Source organism: Bacteroides sp. 2_2_4, assembly GCF_000157055.1.
Classification (GTDB): Bacteria; Bacteroidota; Bacteroidia; order Bacteroidales; family Bacteroidaceae; genus Bacteroides; species Bacteroides ovatus.
The window spans coordinates 542,472-562,368 of sequence record NZ_EQ973356.1 but is presented as its reverse complement, the minus strand read 5'-3'; the positions used below and the strand labels follow the sequence as shown (position 1 = coordinate 562,368).

The following is a 19,897-nucleotide window of genomic DNA, read 5'->3' as shown; positions in this document are numbered from 1 at the left end:
TTTACTCCGGTATACGAGAAGTATCTGAAAGAATTGCGTGAATGTCGTATGATGACTCATAAGGCGAGAACAGAGAAAACTAAAGCACAAGGCACAGACGCTAATGCTAAGAAAGAACGTCCGTCCATGACTGACGACGAGATTGCAACCATGTTGCGGAACCAGTTTACTCAAAGCCGTAAAATGCTGGATATTCGTGAAAAGTATTACAATGAATTCAGCAAGATACTTTCGCAGAAGCAGATTTTGAAGATTTATCAGCAGGAAAAGATGAATGCTAATAAATTCAGAAAGGAATTTGACCGCAGAAAAGGTCAGAAACCGGGACAGGGACACCACCAGGGACAAAGACCTCGTGCTCCGCGTCAAGGCCAGAAATAAAGATTAGGTTTATTTTATTATAGTTTTATTTTACTAAATCAACACAATTTGAACATAGGCAGCCATATTTATTCTTTTCAGTACCGTTTGATTACTTGTTATGTCTTGTTACTGATTAGTTTGACTGTTTTTGCTCAGTCCGGCAAAGAGCGTTTTTCCGGTCGTGTGATTGATACTGAAACCAATCAGCCGGTACCGTTTGCTACGGTCCGGCTTTTGGCTTTACCGGATAGTACATTGTTGGGCGGCGGTGCTACGGATGCTATCGGTAAATTTCAACTTTCCGTTTCCGTTCCTACTGCGACTAAGGCGAAGTCTTTATTATTGCAAGTTTCATATATCGGATATAAACCTGTTTTTCATCTCATTTCCATTTCCCGCAAAAGCACCTCCTATGAATTGGGAAATATCAATCTGACTCCGGAAAGTTATGCTTTGGATGAGGCCGTAGTAGTAGGTCAAGCCCCGATGGCGGTGACGGAAGGAGATACAACAGTCTTCAATGCTTCCGCCTATCGTACTCCCGAAGGTTCAATGCTTGAAGAGTTGGTGAAACAACTTCCGGGAAGCGAAATAGATGCGGACGGTAAGTTATTGATACATGGTAAGGAGGTAAAGAAGATTTTAGTAGACGGTAAAGAGTTTTTCTCTGATGACCCGAAAGCCGCCCTTAAAAACCTTCCCGTGGAGATGGTGGAGAAGTTGAAAGCCTATGAACGCCAATCAGATTTGGCGCGTCTCACTGGGATAGATGACGGAGAGGAAGAGATGATTCTGGATCTGTCTGTGAAAAAGGACATGAAATTGGGTTGGATGGAGAATTTTATGGGAGGATACGGGAGTAAAGACCGTTATGAATTAGCCAATACCTTGAACCGCTTTCGTGAAAACTCTCAATTAACGATTATCGGGAATCTGAATAATACCAATAATCAGGGATTCTCGGAATTGCAGAATGAATCTTCAAATGCTACAGGTAATATCCGTAATCGGATGGGGCTGACTACTTCCCGTTCATTGGGACTAAACGCGACTCATGACTGGAAGCGGGTTAAGTTACGTTCCAATCTTCAATACGTGGGTACAGACCGTTTGGAAGACAGCCGTACAACGGTCGACAATTTTCTTCGCGAGGATCGGTCAATCAATCTGGGCACGAACAATAGCCGGTTGCAGAATCATGAGCTGGTGGCCAATGCTTTTCTTGAATGGAAGATGGATTCTGTTACTACATTGATTTTCCGTCCTCAATATCGTTTTTCGGCCAATGACAGAGAGAATAGTGGCTTTCAGGAAGGGTGGGGGAATGATGTATTGTTGAATGAGAGAGAGTCCTCCGGCACCAACCATAATTCCCGGTATAACCTGACGATGATGTTACAACTTAGCCGGAAATTGAGTCGGTTGGGGAGAAATGTCGCTTTGAAAGTAGACTATGGTACTAATGCTTCATCTACCGACCGGAAGAGCCTTTCCACCACCCGGTACTTCAAAAATAATACGAAGAAGATTCAGAATCAGAAGATAGAGGATGATGTGGACGGGTATAATTACCGGGTGCAACTGGTATATGTAGAACCGTTGCCGTGGCGGCATTTCCTGCAACTCCGTTACAGCTATCAGTATAAAGTGAACAATTCGGATCGTTTTGTCTATGACTGGGATAAGGAACTGGAAGAGTTTGCTCCCGACTTTGATGAAGACTCCAGTAACCGTTTTGAAAATCAATACAGTAATCACTTGGTGAACCTTGCCATACGTACTTCACAGAAAAAGTATAATTATAATATTGGAGTTGATTTTGAACCACAAAAGTCTGTCAGCCATTCTTTGTTGAGCGACGCTCCCGAAGATCAGTTGGAAAGATCAGTCATGAATTTCTCACCCACAGTCAATTTCCGTTACAAGTTTTCAAAACGTACCCGTTTGCAAATTGTGTATAGAGGAAAAGGAAAACAGCCAAGCGTACGCGACCTCCAACCTGTGACCGACCGTACCAATCCTTTAAATATCCGTGTCGGTAACCCTTCGTTGAAGCCTTCATATACGAATACGTTTACATTGAATTTTAATTCCTACAATACCAAACATCAGCGAAATATGGTAGCTACCGCTTTGTTCGAGAATACCATTAATAATGTAACCAATCAGGTGACTTATGACAGCGAAACCGGTGTGCGAACGACGTCTCCGGTCAATATGAATGGTAATTGGCGCGCCATGGGGTCTTTTTCTCTCAATACCCCTTTTAAGAATCGTAGCTGGATATTTCGCACTTACTCCTATCTGCAATACCGGAATCAGAATGGCTATACAACTCTGAATAAAGAAGAACCGGTGAAAACCTCCGTACAGCATTTAACGGGACGTGAGCGTCTACGGCTTACTTATCGTACCCGTCAAATGGAACTTACGGGGCTTGTCGGCCTGATTTATAACAATTCTTATAATGATGTGCGGGAGAAACGTACTGAAACTTTTGATTATCAGGCAGGAACCCAACTGCAACTTTATCTGCCTTGGGGGATGGAACTATATAATGACCTGACTTATTCTCTCCGCACCGGTTATGGTTATGAAGGTTATGCCAAAGAGAATTTCATGTGGAACTGCCAACTGTCAAAAGCCTTTCTAAAAAAGAAACAGTTATTAATCCGTTTCAAGATCTATGATATTCTCCATCAGGATATTTCTTTGATACGCACAATTACCGCCACCGCCATTCGTGACACGGATTATAATGCACTGGGGTCTTACTTTATGGTACACGCTATACTTCGTCTGAATATGATGGGAAGATAATTAGAAATTAAATCTTCATGAGTTTGAAAACCACAGCTAGGTTTTGATTGTTGTATGTCCTACGTATAAAACAATGTAAGGCTGGCTGAATGTTTCGACTGATAAAAAAGATAAAAGATAATGGTCGTTGGCGCATTTTTAAACTGAAGTTGATTGATGCACGACTTTACTTTGTCAGTATCTTCGTAGGATTACTGACGGGGCTTGTTGCCGTGCCTTATCATTACCTGTTACAGTTCTTCTTTAATCTCCGCCATGATTTTTTTGATTCTCATCCCAAGTGGTATTGGTATATCCCTCTTTTCCTGTTGATGTGGGGAATACTTGTATTCGTATCCTGGCTGGTGAAGAAAATGCCGCTTATTACCGGCGGGGGGATTCCGCAAACACGTGGAGTTATTAATGGGAGGGTTGATTATAAGCATCCTTTTCTGGAATTGGTTGCGAAGTTTGTGGGTGGGATACTTGCATTAAGTACCGGATTGTCTTTGGGGCGTGAAGGACCTTCCGTACAGATAGGTTCGTATGTCGGATATTTGGTATCAAAATGGGGGAGGGTGCTTAGTGGCGAACGGAAACAATTATTGTCTGCCGGTGCAGGTGCCGGATTGGCGGCTGCTTTTGCTGCCCCATTAGCTTCCTCATTGTTGGTTATCGAATCTATTGAGCGGTTCGATGCACCTAAAACAGCCATTACCACGCTTTTGGCAGGAGTCGTGGCAGGCGGGGTTGCCAGTTGGATTTTTCCCATCAATCCTTATTTTCATATAGATGCCATTGTGCCTGGAATGACTTTTTGGGGGCAGGTGAAACTGTTTCTTTTGTTGGCGGCAGTAGTTTCTGTTTTTGGAAAATTCTTTTCTGTCACTACTCTTCAGATGAAACGTATTTATCCCGCTATTAAGCATCCTGAATACGTGAAGATGCTGTATTTGCTTTTTATTGCTTTTTTGATTTCTATGGCCGAGTTTAATCTGACGGGAGGAGGGGAACAGTTCTTGCTATCACAGGCCATGCATCCGGATACACATATTCTTTGGATTGTTGGCATGATGTTGTTGCATTTCGTTTTTAGTACCTTTTCTTTTTCTTCGGGTTTACCGGGAGGAAGTTTTATCCCTACACTGGTGACAGGAGGACTTTTGGGGCAAATAGTGGGATTGATTATGGTTCAACAGGGTGTGATTGCTTATGAGAATATCAGTTATATCATGTTGATTTGTATGTCGGCATTTCTTGTAGCAGTCATTCGTACACCTCTGACGGCTATTGTCTTAATAACCGAGATTACGGGACATTTGGAAGTCTTTTATCCTTCCATTGTTGTAGGTGGATTAACCTATTACTTTACGGAAATGCTTCAGATAAAACCGTTCAATGTAATTTTATATGATGATATGATTCATTCGCCTGCCTTTAAGGAAGAGCCCCGTTATACATTGTCTGTAGAAGTAATGAGCGGGTCTTATTTAGATGGCAAGATGGTGGATGAACTTCGTTTACCGGAACGTTGCATAATTATAAATGTGCATCGTGACCGTAAGAATTGGCCTCCCAAAGGACAGAAATTAATGCCTGGAGATCAAGTTCAAATAGAGATGGACTCACAGGATATAGAGAAATTGTATGAACCTTTAGTCAGTATGGCGAATATTTATTAAGTGTCTGGCTCTTATCCTTTGATATATACAAAAATAGCTGAAAGAGAGATTCTTCCAGCTATTCTTGTTTCAGTATATTAAGTACTTATTTTTTCTTATACCAATCGGCGTTTGTACCATATTTAGCCCAGTCTATAAATTTAGGATAGATTTCGCTGATAGACTTCTTCTCGTTTTTATCGAAGTTCTTTAGTTCTGCAATATCATTAGCATTGGCATTTGACAAATAGAATGCAAAAGGATAAATATTCTCTTGATTCGATACATAGTAAATGCCTTCATTAGGTTTAGAACAGTCTTCATATTGTCCGAAGAGAGAAGTATCGACTTTAGAAGTTGGTTTCTTCATAGGACAATGAACTTCCAAGCGATTACCTTCTTTGCTAGGACGGTATATGAATGCATCGATTGATGTTTCCTGCTTTTTATTCGAGTTTTTATCTCCGTATTTGAATGTTACTTTATATTCGGCATTTGGGTTTGTTTTAACATTATCTGTCAATATGATTGCATTGCTTTCACGAGTAAATTTGTCAGCTCCCGAAGCTACAGTAAAGTCCTTTTCATTTTCTTTTCTAATAAAGTATTCAATTGACTGTGCATTTCCCTCATTTGAAAGAATGAAACCTAATCCGTTAGTGAATACAGTCGATTTATTATATAAAGTTTTAAATGTAAATGACTCGCTTAAGATTTCATTGAATATATTGAATACTTTTTGATAAGTATACTGAACCAATACGTCATTCATATCGTAATCACCAGCTTTAGGCCATTCATCTTCAAATGCGTATACACCTGTCTTTTCAATAGTTGTATTTAAGTCTTCATCTACAGGAGGAACATTAGTGATTTCAGGATTGGCTTTTAATGAGAATACAACATCTGTAAAATTCTGATCATCCATGAAATCTTCAAAGGCGATAGCAATGTTACTGTTTTTATCTTTAAACATAGCTGTACGTACATCTATACCGCTATTAACTTTAGTACTAAATCCTTTTGTGGAACTGGCATAAAATCCTTCGGTTAGAGTATAACTGTTGAAACCTGTAAAATAGGTGTTCCATGCGTTGCAAGCGAGAATAAAACCAATGTAGTATCCTTTGGGGAAGTTCTTGCCTTTTGGATATTCCGGATCATCAAAATATTTTAGTTGTACAGCTGTACCTTCTTTTATACCTTGGGGAGAGGCTTGAAGGCTTCCATTATTCCAGGTCATTTGAGTATTGGGGAATACAGCATATACTTTTACGTCTTTCAGACTGGCAGGAGCTTGATCGTATCTGTAATAGTAGTAGCCTAATGAACTGTTCCAACAGGTCCATCCTCTTAATGCAGTTAGTACTACGGCTGTTTCATCTTCCTCTACATATAAGTCGGCTTGAGTACGATATTCCTCTGGACAACTTCCTAATGTATTCAACACCTTGCTTACAGTAGTACGTAATTCGTTCATTTCAGATTTACTTAAAGTGAGCTTAGGATCATTACCTTTATAAGCATAATCAATAACTCCACTGCGATCGTCGAATGAACCGAGATTAGTATTCCAACCTAGATTATTAAACCGATTTCTATCAAACCGGGTTGACTCTCTGTAGGATGCTCTGGTAGTAAATTGTTCATCTGTGTCTGATACTTTCAAAACACCGTTAACTATTTTTCCAGGGATTGCCTGTCTGGCAAAAGGTGATGTAGAAACGATATACACATTAGATACATAAGCCGGCAATTCAACCGTTGCGGTGAATTTACCTTGTTCATCTGTCCATGCACCATCTAATGCCTGAACGTTTTCTTTTAGAATGGTGGTGTTTTCACCTTCAATCAATGGATTTCCATCATAAATGGAAAAAGGAACTCTTGATTCGGAATTGGAATAATCAATTTCTACTTGTACTTTTTGTATAGTAGAAAAATTAGAGGTGTTAATTTCTACCCCTGGAGCTTCTTGGTATAAGTCTTTATCACTATCCACACAACTGCTTATACCCACTACAATTACCATTGTGCATGCTAACCAAAATCTTCTCATATCTAATAGTTTTTGTTTATGCGATACTTTAGTTCGTTTTGTTTTTAAAAGAAACCCGTAAGTTCTTTGAAGTTCAAAGGCTTACGGGTACAAAGATATATATAATATTCAACACAACCATAAAATAGTTGAATATTTTTTCAAAATATATTCTATAACTTGTATTTTCTAATCTTTTATTCCATACTTCTTAACCATGCAATTTCTTCTTTCCATTTACTTTCATCCGGAGTTTCGAGTATTAACGGTATATTATCAAATCTGGAATCTTGCATTAATCTTTCAAAAAAAGCTTTGCCAATCAATCCTTTACCAATGCTGTCGTGGCGGTCAACATGGGTGCCTAATGCTTTTTTAGAATCATTCAAGTGCATACCACGGAGGTAGTTGAATCCGACTTCTTTATCAAATTCATCAAATATTTTATCATATTCATTGACAATATCGTAACCAGCGGTATAGGTATGGCAGGTATCGAGACAAACACCTACCCGGTTCTTATCGTTTACCCGATCAATGATATATTTCAATTGCCAGAATTCGCTTCCTAAATTACTGCCTTGCCCGGCTGTGTTTTCAATAACAGCTGTTACTCCTTTTGTTTTTTCTAAAGCGAGATTAATGCTTTCTGCAATAAGCGACAGGCAATCTTCTGTTGATATTTTATTGAGAGAGCTACCGGGGTGGAAATTTAAAAGCTTCAATCCAAGTTGCTCACAACGTTGCATTTCATCCAGAAAAGCGGCACGACTTTTTTGAAGTCCCTCTTCCTCCGGATGCCCCAGATTGATAAGGTAACTGTCATGTGGAAGGATATATTCCGGTTGGAAAACATATTTCTCACAATTCTCTTTGAAGAGACTGATACTTTCTTCTGTTAGAGGTTTACTTACCCATTGACGTTGATTCTTGGTGAATAATGCAAAAGCATTTGCTCCTATTTCGTGCGCATTAATGGGTGCGAACTCTACGCCACCAGAGGCGCTAACATGTGCTCCGATATATTTCATTGTTCTTTCTTAATTTATTTTACTCTGCAAATATAACGTTTTTAAAGGAGTATATGTTTGTAGAGAGAACTCTTCTTGGTTACAATTCATAGGATCATGTACTTTATACTCTGTTCTTTATCTTTTATTCTCTATAAAAAATATCCCGTTATTCAATTTATAGAAAATTGAATAACGGGATATTTTTTGGGGGGAGAGATTAAATCTCAAAATCCGGTAAATAGTCTGTCAGGACTTTATTAACCTGTTTCCCTTTTACCTGATCTGTTACCGTCGTTGCACCTTTCTTTTTACCGGCATCGTAGTTTAAGGAAACTTTCTCCACTTTATTACTAACGTGAATAGCGGCTTTTCCTTTTTCCGTAAGGTTGCAAGTGATAGTCCAGTCACCTACTTGAATGATATTGCCTTTGCGAACTACCTGCATATCCGGACGGTTGTCTCCATGTGTATCCATCACAGTCAGGAAACGGGCGGTTTTGCAAGGAACAGTTGTAGAAGAGAAATGCCAGTGATTAGGATATTTCACTGCTTTTCCTTGTGCATTCGTCACATTTTTCCAGTTGGTCGGAGCACAGAAGAAAGTATCTACCATTGCCTGTTCCGTTTTTGCCGAACTGAAAAGATGGGCAACAGAGATACCGCCAGCTTTATTCCTTCCGGTTACTTTCACCTCATCGGTCAGTTCCTGTATTTCCATCGGTAATTCTACAGTATGTAAAAGGTAACTCCATGTAACAGCCTCCTTTCCTTCCAGTTCATCATAAATCACGAAAACTCCGGTACTTCCCAGTTGGATGATATGACGGCGGAACATATTCAGTTTGTTCTCATCCCATCCTTTTTCAGGCGTATATTGCGTACCGGATAGTTCTCCACGTTTCAGCCATAGGGGAGAAGTCACTTTACCATAAGCATTGGAAGCATCTCCTACCATATAAGCGATTTTTTCTCCTTCATACCAACGCGGAATCCAGCCATATCCTTCTGTTCCAATCTTTTGAGTCATTCCATTTACCAAAATGCTGTTGTGTGCACGGGTGTTACGGTAAGAATACATACAATGATCGTCCGTAAAACCTGTACGATGTCCGCTGCTGTAAAAAATGGCTTTACCTCCATAGAATGTATTAAAAGCATTCTGATTGGCCAGTGCATGGGAAGTGGAACCATAAGAACTGGAGCGGAACGATAACATGGCATTCTTATCTATATCTCCCAAAGAGGTATTCATCGTACCGATTCCCGTTTCATTGAATACTTTCGCCATGGGTAGTTCGGCAAGAGTATGTCCTTCTTTGGGGAGAGCTTTTTTGGTTGTACAACGATACCAGGTCAAGTCTCCAGATTTTCCGAGGAAAGTTTTTTCCATGATATCCGGTTCCTTTTGCAGAATGGTACGAACATAAGCAGCCGCCCACGGATTATTACATTCACGTGCCAAGGCATCCGCATAACCTACTCGTGTACCGTTCGGCTTCATTTTGCTTTCATGTGAATTGCCTTGTCCGGCTGATTTTGAGAATGGAGGCTGCTGGTAGATGACGTAAAATGCATTGTTGTTATACCACGGATCAGCGAAGAAATCGAATCCGCTGATACGGGAGTAGAAAGCGGGAACTTCAATCAATGTGCGGAGATTGACCTGGAAATAAGAATCACCATTGTGCCATCCTCCATCCGCGTTGAGGCCCGGCAGACGGGATACCCATTCATTGTAGCAATAATCCACCCAGGTGGAAGCCATCGGGAGTTCGCCATACGTAGCAAATGCCGCCATATTCAAGATACGGAAAGTCATTTGCCAGACATGATTATCAGCAATGCGGTTTTCCAAGTGATTGACATATTCATGATAGAACTTCTTTCCATTGTCACGAATCGTTCTTAGGAGTAGTTTTCTCTCATTCGGAGTCAACAGATTGTACCATGCATCATACGCTGAAGTGCTCATGGACAGAATAGTAGAACGATTGAAATCTCCAGCAAAGTACTTACTTTTTTTCCAGGAAAGAATTTCGGAAAGACGCTTAATGCCTTCTTTGTAGTATACCTCATCTTTCGTTAGCAGGTAAGCGCGTACCATGGCTTCGATATTTGCTTCTTCACGGTCTACAATCTTACGACTTTCCCGAATCAGGGCAGAACGATATTGAACAATATTTGTCAACTTGACAACCTGGGTTGTATCAATTTCTTCTTCCAGATGTTTCAGCGGGTGGTTCAGGCATTTATCGGCTTTTCGGATATAAGCCTGTGCCTCCGGATTGTTTTTATTCCGTTCGATGATATTATCCCAATCTTCGGCATCAAGCAAGATGCGGGGATGAGTCTTGGGCAATTTGGTTAATACTTCCTGTAGAGAAGGAGGGTTGAATGTACGTATGTGTTCGTCTATATAAAAATGATAAACAGGTGACCATTCTTCTTTTCCTTCTTTGTTAACGTAGGCATGTTGCCAATACCATTTCCCTTTTTCAAAGAGTTTGAATGGGTTGAAAAATGCCCATTTTCTTTCGGCGGTAATCACTTCCGATTTAAATTCGGGGTCGCGTGCAATACGGATGCGGTAGGTTACTTCGGGTTTGTAGTCCTCTTCTTCAACTCCGTCCAATACAGCACCGAGGTGCGGGAACTTATCCGGCCACATAAAACGTGGGGGATTGACAGTAATATGCTGTCCGTCCAGAGGCGAAGGCGTTTCGCGGACTTCATGCATCAAGGTCTGTTGAGTCAGACGCATGATTCCTTTTTGTGCATATCCATTGGCGAATAGCAGAAGGGTGAACAAGAGAAAAATAGATATTCGTTGTTTCATCATATAACTTTGCTTTTATTATTCATCGCTTTGTTATTCAGCGTTGTTTGAACAAATCTTTCAGACGAACAGTCTTGTTATTAATCAGTGGACATGCCCAGAAACCGATAAAGGTGATATATCCTACAAAAACAAGGATAAAGAGCATACCCGTACGGAGTGATGTTGCATCTGCCAGTGTACTTACAATCATCGGACCACCGGCACCACCTACAATTGCCGAGCATAGTATACCTGCGAATGAACCGTGGTGCTGTGACGCAGAGTTCAGCGCCAATGAGAATACGATGGAATACATCATGGAGATGCTGAATCCAACAGCAGGGAAAGCAAGCATGGATACTTCCTTACTTCCGAATAATGCCGATAATAATAGGATGATCGTCAGAATTCCGGAAATTTGCAACAATCGTTTACTGTCAATTAATTTGAGCAGAATCATACCTACCAGACAACCGGCTGTCATCAATCCCCAGAAATAGCTTACGGCCTGTGCACCGTCTGTTTGTGGGTTAACTCCATGATATTGTTCCAAGAAGGTACTCATGAAGATTGAAGTTCCCTGTTCCGTACTTACATAGCAGAAAATTCCCAGGAAAAACAGCCATACATATTTCTGTTTGAATAAAGCCAGATATGAATCTTTAGACCCGCTTTTCTCGTCTTCTTTCAACTCGATCTTGGGAAAACGGGATACACCGACAGCTATCAGCATGACCAATAGCAGGATTGTAAATACCCAATAAAGAGATACCCACGGCATTTCCCGTGGAGTGACATCGGCCAACAGGTCGATAAAGAAACTCTTACCTGCTGTATATGTTGCCGGATCAAGTTCACGAATCAGATAAGTATATACCAGAGGACTTAGGAAAGAAGCAATGCCAAACATGAACTGTGCCAGTTCGGCGATAAATGCATAGTTTTCTTCTCCTCCTACGGTACGTTGGAGTGGATTCAATACCGTTTGTAACATGGCCATTCCCAGTCCGATGATGAAAGAAGAAGCCAATAACATCGGATACGTGTGCATGCAGGCAAATAGGATGGTGCCGATGAACGGCATCAGAAATCCACCGAATAATACCGGCTTTTCACCGAAACGGTCGATGAGCAATCCGGCAGGGATAGACATGATGGCATAGGCCAGGAAGAAAGAAGTCGGGATAAATCCCGCCATTGCCAGGTCACTTAGATTGAAGTTGTGGATAATATCCGGAATGAGTGGGCCTAGAATATTGGTGATAAACGAGATGGTAAACCAGAACGCCATAATCAGCGCCAGCATCCCTAAATTTTTTCTCATAATCTTAAATAGTTGATAGTTGATAAATGATAACTGATAGATGGAAGTTGATAATTAATTGATGATTGAGTATTTGTATGTTGAGATAACTTTCATTTACTAACTATCATTTATCAGCTATCAACTATCATTTATTTTTGTTTTTCATTTGAAAAAGAGTGAAGCGGCTCCAATACTTCCGGCCTTGTTTCCAAGAGCGGCAGCTATGATTTGAGTATTCACGGCACAGTCGGGGATGGCGTAACTGCGGGCTTTTTCGCTTACTTTCTGAATATAAAAGTCTCCGGCTTCGGAAAGTCCTCCACCGATCACAATCTTTTGAGGGCTGAAGATATTAATGAATCCTGCAATTCCATGTCCCAGAAAATCACAGTGTTCTTCCAGCGATAGTTGTGCAATCTTATCTCCTTGTTTGTAAAGGCGGACGATCAGTTCTCCATTAATCTCCTCATTCGGGTAGGAGATACCTGCGTCTATTATCCGTTGACTGAAACGGTGTACCAAGGCAGAAGTGGAAGCATAATGTTCCAGACAGCCGACGGAACCACAGGCACAAGGTTCGCCATTGGCAATGAGAGGCACGTGCCCCAGTTCTGTCCCCCGGTTGGCATAACCGTTGAACAATTTGCCATCGATGACTACTGCACCGCCAATGCCTGTTCCTACTGTTAGGAAAACAACATGAGTGGCTCCCTGTCCGGCTCCATACATTGTTTCTCCTAATCCCATCAGATTGGCATCATTTCCTAATAAAGCCGGGAGTCCGGTTTCCTTTTCAATGCGGTCCGCCAGATGTATGTTTTCCCAACCGTTGATGTTTTCCGCACCTCCCAGAACTATGCGGTTTGTAGAATCTACGATGCCCGGTGTACCGATTCCTATACCATTGATTTTGTAGCCTTGTTCCTGTGCAAAGGCTTTCACTTCATTGATAGCAGTAACCAACTGTCCGATGACAGCTTCTGCTGATACATCGGCTTTCGACGGTAACTTCCCTTGAAAGTAAAATACGCCTTCATTATCAATTAGGGCGTATTTTACAGAAGTTCCGCCAAGGTCAATTCCTATAGCGTATTCTTTTTCCATATCACCAAGTAATACTTAATACATAATACTTAATACTTAAAAAAATCACACTCTTTCTGCCCAAATCGGTGAACTCCAAGCCCATTGTCCGTCACGTTGGCGAACGCGTACATAGTAGTAGTCCGTATCACGTTGCGGCTCTTTATCTTCCATGTAGTGTTCCAAAGTGAAACAGCTTTCCGGCATAGCACGATTGAAAAGGATCGCCTCGCTCAACCAACCGATCATGAAGTGTGAACGTGAACCTTCGAGCAACTCGCCCAACGCATGTTCAAACTTCTTGCCATTGAATTCGGCAATGATCTTACCGTCTTTGGGCATTTCCACATCCAGAATGACGGCTTGCATGGCTGCTGTAGTCGTATTCGGATTTTTGCTGCTATACATATCCAGTTCGGTTTCCTTGTTGCCAACGGATACGATACGGTTGACATGCGTGTGGAATTCAGTTTCACCTTCTTGTGGAGAAGTGAACGCTGCGCCACGGAAACAAGGAGTTACACTATGGATCTGTCCTTTGTCCACGGACAGTTTACCCTGCCAATGTACGTATTTCTCTTCACGATTCCAACCAAAATCAACTTTAACTTTGCAACGTACCGTATCACCTTCCGGGGCAATCGGAGTCAGCGGGCCATTCATGCGAGCTAAAATCTGTCCGTTCTTGACAATATCTACATAGTCGATACAGCTTTCACCTGTAACGTTCAGATAGATACGGCGGCTGTTACCGCGAACCACGTCACCCATGAAAGCGTCGTTGAGGCGGAAGTCGATAATAATTTTATCACCGGTTGCGGCACATACATGGCGGGTGCGGAGAGCTTCCCAAATAGCGTCGCGAGTCAATGACGGAGCCATGACACCGATACGACCGTCGCCATAGCTTCCCGGATAACCGGAATGTTGGTCGGTAGAAGCCATGATACCGAATTTGTTGCCTAATTCAAGACCATATTGAATGGTTCCTTCCCATTGGCGCGGACCCATATCGTGTAGATAAGGATAATCTCCCTGATCGCTTTCTGCCAGACCATGACGGGAATACATTTCTACGAATGGGGTAATATCTCCTTCGGTAAAGCATTTCCAGTTGTAACCGCGATAGCCGCCCTGGTAACCCATGTGATGTGGAGTAATAAATACTTTGTGTCCTTTTGCCTTCTGTTTCCAGTCTTCGATAGAAGTACATTCCACAAGCGGTGCGTCGAGATCATAATTCAATGCAACATGGTCACCATGTTCCATGCTGTGGGCCTCGTATCCGACAAAAGTAAGGAATTCACCTTCTTTATTATATTCATTCGTCATTTTTACGTACTTCTCATAACCGCCTTCACGCAAACGTTTGAAAGCTCCTGTGTGATAATCAATCACCCATTTCAGGCGGGGATCATCTGCTCCGGGAATATCCGGCCACATAGCATGAGGAGTGACACTGACAAAATCCAATTGTCCTTTCGCTGCTTCAAAAGCGTCGCGCATGTCGCCGTGTCCGTATGTGATGTTGCAATGGTTATGTAAGTCGCCCCAGTACATTTTGAGGTTACTGGCTGACGGCATAATCTTTTTTGCTTCTTTGCTTCCAGCTGCGCAAGAACCCAGCAAACTGCCTGAAGCTGCCAATCCGAGGAAAGACCAGCCTGTGTTTTTTAAAAACTTTCTTCTATCCATGGTTTTATCTAATTTATTCGGTAAACTAATAATGAAGCATATTAATTCTTATTTATATGTCCTCCTCTTAGCGGTTTTGCATTTGTCGGCGATCACCTTTAAAGAGGACTTTTTCCTTTTCATCCGGGTCAGTATCTTTGTACTGTTTTTGAGTGTCCTGAAGTAGCTCCATCAGCTCTTTTTGTACTTTAGCATACTCCGGTTTGCCGAAGACGTTGTTCATCTCTCTCGGATCAGCTTTCATGTTATACATTTCCCATTCGTCAATATCGTTGTAGAAATGAATCAGTTTGAAATCTTGTGTACGGATACCATAGTGACGTTTTACAGAGTGTTCTGCAGGGTACTCGTAATAATGGTAATAAGCAGCTTTACGCCAGTCGGCCGGGGTTTTGCCTTCGTTGACCAATATCGGTTTCAAAGAAGCTCCTTGAATATCTGACGGGATATCTACTCCGGCAAAGTCGAGGAAGGTAGGAGCAAAGTCTACATTCATACTGATTGCATTACTGGTACTTCCTGCTTTGATTGCTTTCGGGTAACGGATGATAAGAGGCATGCGCTGACATTCTTCATACATGAAGCGTTTGTCAAACCAGCCATGTTCTCCAAGGAAGAAACCCTGGTCGGAGGTGTAGACAATGATTGTATTGTCCAGTTCACCAATCTTTTCGAGATAATTCAGTAGTCGGCCGATATTTTCGTCTACTGCCAGAATCGTAGCCAGATAATCGCGCATATATTGTTGATATTTCCAGCTGATTAAAGATTTGCCTTTCAAGTCACCTTTGCGGTATTCGGCAATGCGCCCGGCGTATACAGAATCCCATTTATCCTGAACTTCAATAGGCATACGTTTATATACACTATAAAGACGGTTGGTTGTATCTTTCAGCATCTCTTCACGAGTCATCAATTTGAGATCCCAGTCGTTTGTCAACGTGTGCTCGATAGACATATCCTGCTCGCGAGCAGCTCTTCCACGACCTTCGTAGTCGTCGAACAGATTAGCCGGTTCCGGGAAAGTTGTATTATTGAATATGCCTAAATGACGGGGAGCGGGCATCCAGTTACGGTGTGGGGCTTTCTGGTGATACATCATGCAGAACGGTTTGTTCTTGTCCCGTCCTTCAAGGAATTTAATTGCTTTGTCGGTAATAATATCCGTAGCATATCCTTTTTCTACGATATGTTTTCCGTCTTCCCAGAAATCAGGATCGTAATAGTCACCTTGCTCATGTTGGCCGCTAAGGATACTCCAATGGTCGAAACCTTGCGGTTCGCTGATGAGATGCCATTTGCCAATCATGGCAGTCTGGTATCCGGCTTGCTGAAGGAGTTTGGGGAATGTCTGCTGATCGCCGTTGAATGTACTTGCATTATCGGTAAAACCATTTTCGTGACTGAACTTGCCGGTGAGGATGCAAGCGCGCGAAGGTCCCGAAAGAGCATTGACAGCGTAACAATTATCAAAGCGAATGCCTTCATTGGCAATCCGGTCCATATTAGGAGTTTGAATCAAATTTCCTCCATAACAGGACATCGCTTGAGTGGTGTGATCATCCGTCATCATGAAGATAATGTTCGGCTGTCTGACTTCTTCTTTCTTTTGGCTGCTGCAAGAAACGAGACTTAGTGCTGCCAATGGGAGGAGTAGGGTAGAGGAGGTGTAATAGTTTTCCATAATGATAAGAAGCCTCTCCTAAGAAAAGGGGCAGGGAGAGGCTTTGAGGCTTTTTATAGTTTGTATTTTAATGACTGTTTCTTTCCGTTTACTTTCACTTCTACTTCCAGACCGTTTTCATCGAACGCTTTGTTCTTGAATTTAGCGTCAAATTTAGGGGCATCTGCGCTTTTCTTAACCGGGTAGATAACAGTGATGTAACGTACAGCTTCTTCGCCGTCTTTTCTCACGTTGAACGATACATTCATACGTTTGTAGCGTTTGCGATAAGCAGTTGAGCACCAACCCGGTTCTTTCTTCATCGACATACCGTCGGGACCGAAACATTGCAGTTTCATGTTGCTGCCGTCTTCAAATTGTGTCAGGAATGTCATGTCTTCGCGGCTGTTGGCAATTTCTCCTTTTGGCATTTGATAGTGAAGATTGATGGAACCTTTGGCGCTACCGATCATTTCGTCTACAATGACAAAGTAAGTGTTGTCAACGAAGAAAACGGAACGACGGTGTTTCAAGTTTTTGTAACTAGGATTTTCGGTCACTAAAGTTTGGATAGCACCTTCCGGTTGCCACAATTTAGTCACAGATTCTGTCGTATCCAAGTTCTTGTTGTTCAGCGTTACTGTGTTGTGAACACAAGTCTGACGGTGCCAGTTGCGTTGTTCCATCACTTCGCCTTCACCGGCATATACATACGAACCAGAATCCGGGAACAAATTCTTGCCGTTAAACCAAAGTTCAAACGTTCCGTTATCCGGCTGACAATGCCAGAATGCTTTCGGACCAGCTTTTACTACCATTTGCGTAGCATCCATTCCCCATGAGTTACGGAATACAAAGAAACCTGATTTCAAGAATCCTTTAGACATATAATCCGGCAATGCACCTTCTTTACCTTCAGTTGCGAAGTATTTGATAGCCTGGTTTTTGGGGAATAGTTTACTCCATGCTTTGTAGTTTTTCACCATTTCTTTCTTTGTTGTCAACTTAGCATCGCTGAAACATGGATTGGTATAATCAGGGAAAGAAATGTTTGCGTAGAACATAATCATGCTTTCAATGGTATCCAAATAATCTTGAGGGAATTCCTTACGGAATCCGTTGGCATCTGCGATACCTAAAGCTTTACAGAAAATGTTAATAGCTGCCAGATGATAATGTGGGTCGAGTTCGAACTGTCCGCCGTCTTCGTATACCTGTACATGAATTTCACGGTTCAGAATATCGATACCGCTTTTTCTCCATGCCGGAGCATCTTTGAATTCAGGGAAGAAAGCACCGGCGTAGATCATACGTTGAGCTTCAAACAGCAAGTGGTTACCTTGATCGGAATAATTAGCAAGGATATGTATAGCATGTTTGTGATAGTTTACCAGGAATTCTGTCAGGAAGTCCGGAGTGAAAGAAGGAGAAGGGAGGAATAACTGGAACTGTGAAGTCTGGTCTTGCAGACGATTACTAACTTCCAGCGGGCGCCATGCGAAACGTACGTTTTCTATTTCACCTTTGATTTTTCCATCACTTAACAGCTCATATTCTTTTTTGTCCATCTTTACCAACGGATTCTTTTTAATCCAGTCGATATACTGATGTGCCCATTCTTTAGCATATTTCTCGTCACCGGATATGTGATAAGCCTTTCCCATCGGAGTGAACCATTTGTGGCGGTGCAATTGCCAACGGAGTTCATTGTCTTTCACCGGCCAGTATTGCCAGTTGATGTCTTTTCCGTAGTTGTAAGAAGGCTGATAACCTTTATGTACGAAGAATGTATGTTTCAATCCGTCATCTGCCCACTGCTGTTCTTCTTTGCTGATAGTCACTTTGTTCAGATTGATATCCGGAGTTTTTACATTGGTACGTGCACGGTAATAGTCTAATAATGCTTTGGCAGCATCCTCATCTTTACCTTCCTGATGCAAAGCTTTCACTTTTTCCAATCCCGGATAGTCCAGGTTAAGAATTGAAAAGACTTCGCTTTTCAGTTCTTGGGCACTAGCTTTGCCTACAAAACAAGCGATTGCCAGCAGAACGATATACTTTAAAGTTTTATTCATGATATAATTTACGATTTTACGATTTACTATTTACGATTGAGAACACTCTTGCTTTTGTATTATTGGATCACTCTCAACTCTCCATTCTCAACCCTCAACTTCTTCAATTCCATGAATCTCTTCAATGCTTCCAGATAGTAATAGTCAGCATAGTTCAGTGGAGTGTCGATTTCAGAACCGTTGGGCAGTGAACCGACAGAGTGCATCAGAATGAAACCTTGATTGTCACCCACTTTTGCAAGATATGCGTCGCTTGACAAACTCTTCAGAATCTTTTCCGCATAATCCAAGTATTTCTGCCCGTCGGGAACCATGGTGCTTAGTTCGATCAATGCTGAAGCGGTAACAGAAGCGGCAGAAGCGTCACGTGGAGTTTCTTTAGTTACAGGAGCATCATAATCCCAGTAGGGAATGGCATCGTCTGTTTTAACGCGATCCATAATCATATCAGCTACTTTGATAGCGAAGTTCAGGAAAGTACTGTCGTTTGTTTCACGGTAGCAAGCTGTGTAGCCATATACAGCCCATGCTTGACCACGTGCCCATGAAGAATCGTCATTCTTGCCTTGGTGAGTTTGCTTGCGTTCAACAGTTCCGTCGTTGTTGTAGCTTACTACATGCCAGCAAGTATAATCCGGACGGAAGTGATTGTTCATGGTAGTCATAGCATGCTTGATAGCAATGTCTTTGTATTTATTGTCACCTGTCGCTTTTGCTACATTAAACAGAAGATCGAGGTTCATCATATTGTCGATAATAACCGGGAAGTTCCATGTTCCGAAATCCCATGAACGGATAGCGCCGATAGAATCGTTGAAACGGCCGCAGAGGTTATCGGCAGTTTCTCTCATCACAGCGGCAATGGTGTCGTTGGGTGAAAGACGTTCTGCGTTGCCATAGCTGCAGTTGACCATAAATCCCAAATCATGCGTACCTTTATAATAGCGTACCGGATTCAGCAGATTTGTATATTGGATGGCTTGAGTTTTCAGTGTATCGTTTCCTGTCAGTTCGTATGCGTACCACAATGAGCCGGGGAAGAAACCACTCGTCCAGTCATAAACGTTGCAGAGGCGACGTTTGCCTAGCTGGTCAGCAGTGGGTTGTGCGCGTAGTGAATCTTTGAATGTTGATGAATCTCTTTCCAACTGACGGCAAAGGAAATCCATGTCATAGCCGGTACGGATGGAGCGTGGCAACATTCCCGTACCACTAACCTCTTCTGCAGAAAGTTGTAATTGGGCAGAAGCTACATCCAGTCCTTTTTTTATCCAACTGTAGTCTTCCTTTGGGGTTGTCTGGCACGATGCAAGTGCAATACTAACCGAAGCAAAGAGAACAAGTTTCATTTTCATGTTATTCATTTTAAGTGATTGTTTTTAG

Annotated in this window: 12 protein-coding genes; 3 read left to right on the top strand and 9 right to left on the bottom strand. The window is 42.0% G+C overall.

Going from position 1 to position 19,897, the window contains the following annotated elements; genetic code table 11:
• The 3 genes from BSCG_RS21980 to BSCG_RS21990 all read left to right on the top strand — a co-directional run.
• Positions 1-381: hypothetical protein (locus tag BSCG_RS21980; protein WP_008775099.1), on the top strand; the 381-nt coding region annotated here is incomplete at its 5' end.
• A 48-nt stretch (positions 382-429) separates the two neighbouring features.
• Positions 430-3,183 (top strand): TonB-dependent receptor, encoded by a 2,754-nt coding sequence (locus tag BSCG_RS21985; RefSeq protein WP_032849334.1) that lies wholly within the window; start codon positions 430-432, stop codon positions 3,181-3,183.
• A gap of 89 nt (positions 3,184-3,272) precedes the next feature.
• The gene (locus BSCG_RS21990; protein WP_008775097.1) at positions 3,273-4,844 is read left to right on the top strand and encodes a ClC family H(+)/Cl(-) exchange transporter; all 1,572 of its coding nucleotides are present in this window, start codon (positions 3,273-3,275) and stop codon (positions 4,842-4,844) included.
• Between the two features lie 85 nt (positions 4,845-4,929).
• On the opposite strand, the gene BSCG_RS21995 is transcribed toward BSCG_RS21990, so the two are convergent.
• The 9 genes from BSCG_RS21995 to BSCG_RS22035 form a co-directional block, all read right to left on the bottom strand.
• Entirely contained in the window at positions 4,930-6,882 is a 1,953-nt protein-coding gene (locus BSCG_RS21995; protein ID WP_032849333.1) for an LruC domain-containing protein, read from the bottom strand.
• Between the two features lie 176 nt (positions 6,883-7,058).
• Positions 7,059-7,892, bottom strand: coding sequence for a deoxyribonuclease IV (gene nfo, locus BSCG_RS22000; protein ID WP_008775095.1), 834 nt, complete (start codon positions 7,890-7,892; stop codon positions 7,059-7,061).
• A 199-nt stretch (positions 7,893-8,091) separates the two neighbouring features.
• The gene (locus tag BSCG_RS22005) at positions 8,092-10,713 is read right to left on the bottom strand and encodes a DUF4962 domain-containing protein (protein ID WP_083793645.1); all 2,622 of its coding nucleotides are present in this window, start codon (positions 10,711-10,713) and stop codon (positions 8,092-8,094) included.
• A 34-nt stretch (positions 10,714-10,747) separates the two neighbouring features.
• Complete coding sequence (locus BSCG_RS22010) at positions 10,748-12,016, bottom strand: sugar MFS transporter (protein ID WP_032849332.1); 1,269 nt, start codon at positions 12,014-12,016, stop codon at positions 10,748-10,750.
• 144 nt (positions 12,017-12,160) lie between these two features.
• Positions 12,161-13,102, bottom strand: coding sequence for an ROK family protein (locus BSCG_RS22015; protein WP_004305716.1), 942 nt, complete (start codon positions 13,100-13,102; stop codon positions 12,161-12,163).
• Between the two features lie 45 nt (positions 13,103-13,147).
• Positions 13,148-14,776 (bottom strand): Tat pathway signal sequence, encoded by a 1,629-nt coding sequence (locus BSCG_RS22020; RefSeq protein WP_032849331.1) that lies wholly within the window; start codon positions 14,774-14,776, stop codon positions 13,148-13,150.
• Positions 14,777-14,843: 67 nt separating this feature from the next.
• Positions 14,844-16,460, bottom strand: a complete 1,617-nt coding sequence (locus BSCG_RS22025) for a sulfatase (protein WP_008775091.1) — start codon at positions 16,458-16,460, stop codon at positions 14,844-14,846.
• 53 nt (positions 16,461-16,513) lie between these two features.
• Positions 16,514-18,514 (bottom strand): heparin-sulfate lyase HepC, encoded by a 2,001-nt coding sequence (gene hepC / locus BSCG_RS22030; protein ID WP_008775090.1) that lies wholly within the window; start codon positions 18,512-18,514, stop codon positions 16,514-16,516.
• A gap of 59 nt (positions 18,515-18,573) precedes the next feature.
• Positions 18,574-19,878 (bottom strand): DUF4995 domain-containing protein, encoded by a 1,305-nt coding sequence (locus BSCG_RS22035; protein WP_032849330.1) that lies wholly within the window; start codon positions 19,876-19,878, stop codon positions 18,574-18,576.
• Positions 19,879-19,897 lie beyond the last annotated feature (19 nt).

What these genes read in the sequence shown, in the direction of transcription:
- BSCG_RS22035 (WP_032849330.1), bottom strand. Translation starts at nt 19,878, where the DNA reads ATGAATAACATGAAAATGAAACTTGTTCTCTTTGCTTCGGTTAGTATT.
- BSCG_RS22005 (WP_083793645.1), bottom strand. Translation starts at nt 10,713, where the DNA reads ATGATGAAACAACGAATATCTATTTTTCTCTTGTTCACCCTTCTGCTA.
- BSCG_RS22015 (WP_004305716.1), bottom strand. Translation starts at nt 13,102, where the DNA reads ATGGAAAAAGAATACGCTATAGGAATTGACCTTGGCGGAACTTCTGTA.
- BSCG_RS22010 (WP_032849332.1), bottom strand. Translation starts at nt 12,016, where the DNA reads ATGAGAAAAAATTTAGGGATGCTGGCGCTGATTATGGCGTTCTGGTTT.
- BSCG_RS21990 (WP_008775097.1), top strand. Translation starts at nt 3,273, where the DNA reads ATGTTTCGACTGATAAAAAAGATAAAAGATAATGGTCGTTGGCGCATT.
- hepC (WP_008775090.1), bottom strand. Translation starts at nt 18,514, where the DNA reads ATGAATAAAACTTTAAAGTATATCGTTCTGCTGGCAATCGCTTGTTTT.
- BSCG_RS22025 (WP_008775091.1), bottom strand. Translation starts at nt 16,460, where the DNA reads ATGGAAAACTATTACACCTCCTCTACCCTACTCCTCCCATTGGCAGCA.
- BSCG_RS21995 (WP_032849333.1), bottom strand. Translation starts at nt 6,882, where the DNA reads ATGAGAAGATTTTGGTTAGCATGCACAATGGTAATTGTAGTGGGTATA.
- BSCG_RS22020 (WP_032849331.1), bottom strand. Translation starts at nt 14,776, where the DNA reads ATGGATAGAAGAAAGTTTTTAAAAAACACAGGCTGGTCTTTCCTCGGA.
- nfo (WP_008775095.1), bottom strand. Translation starts at nt 7,892, where the DNA reads ATGAAATATATCGGAGCACATGTTAGCGCCTCTGGTGGCGTAGAGTTC.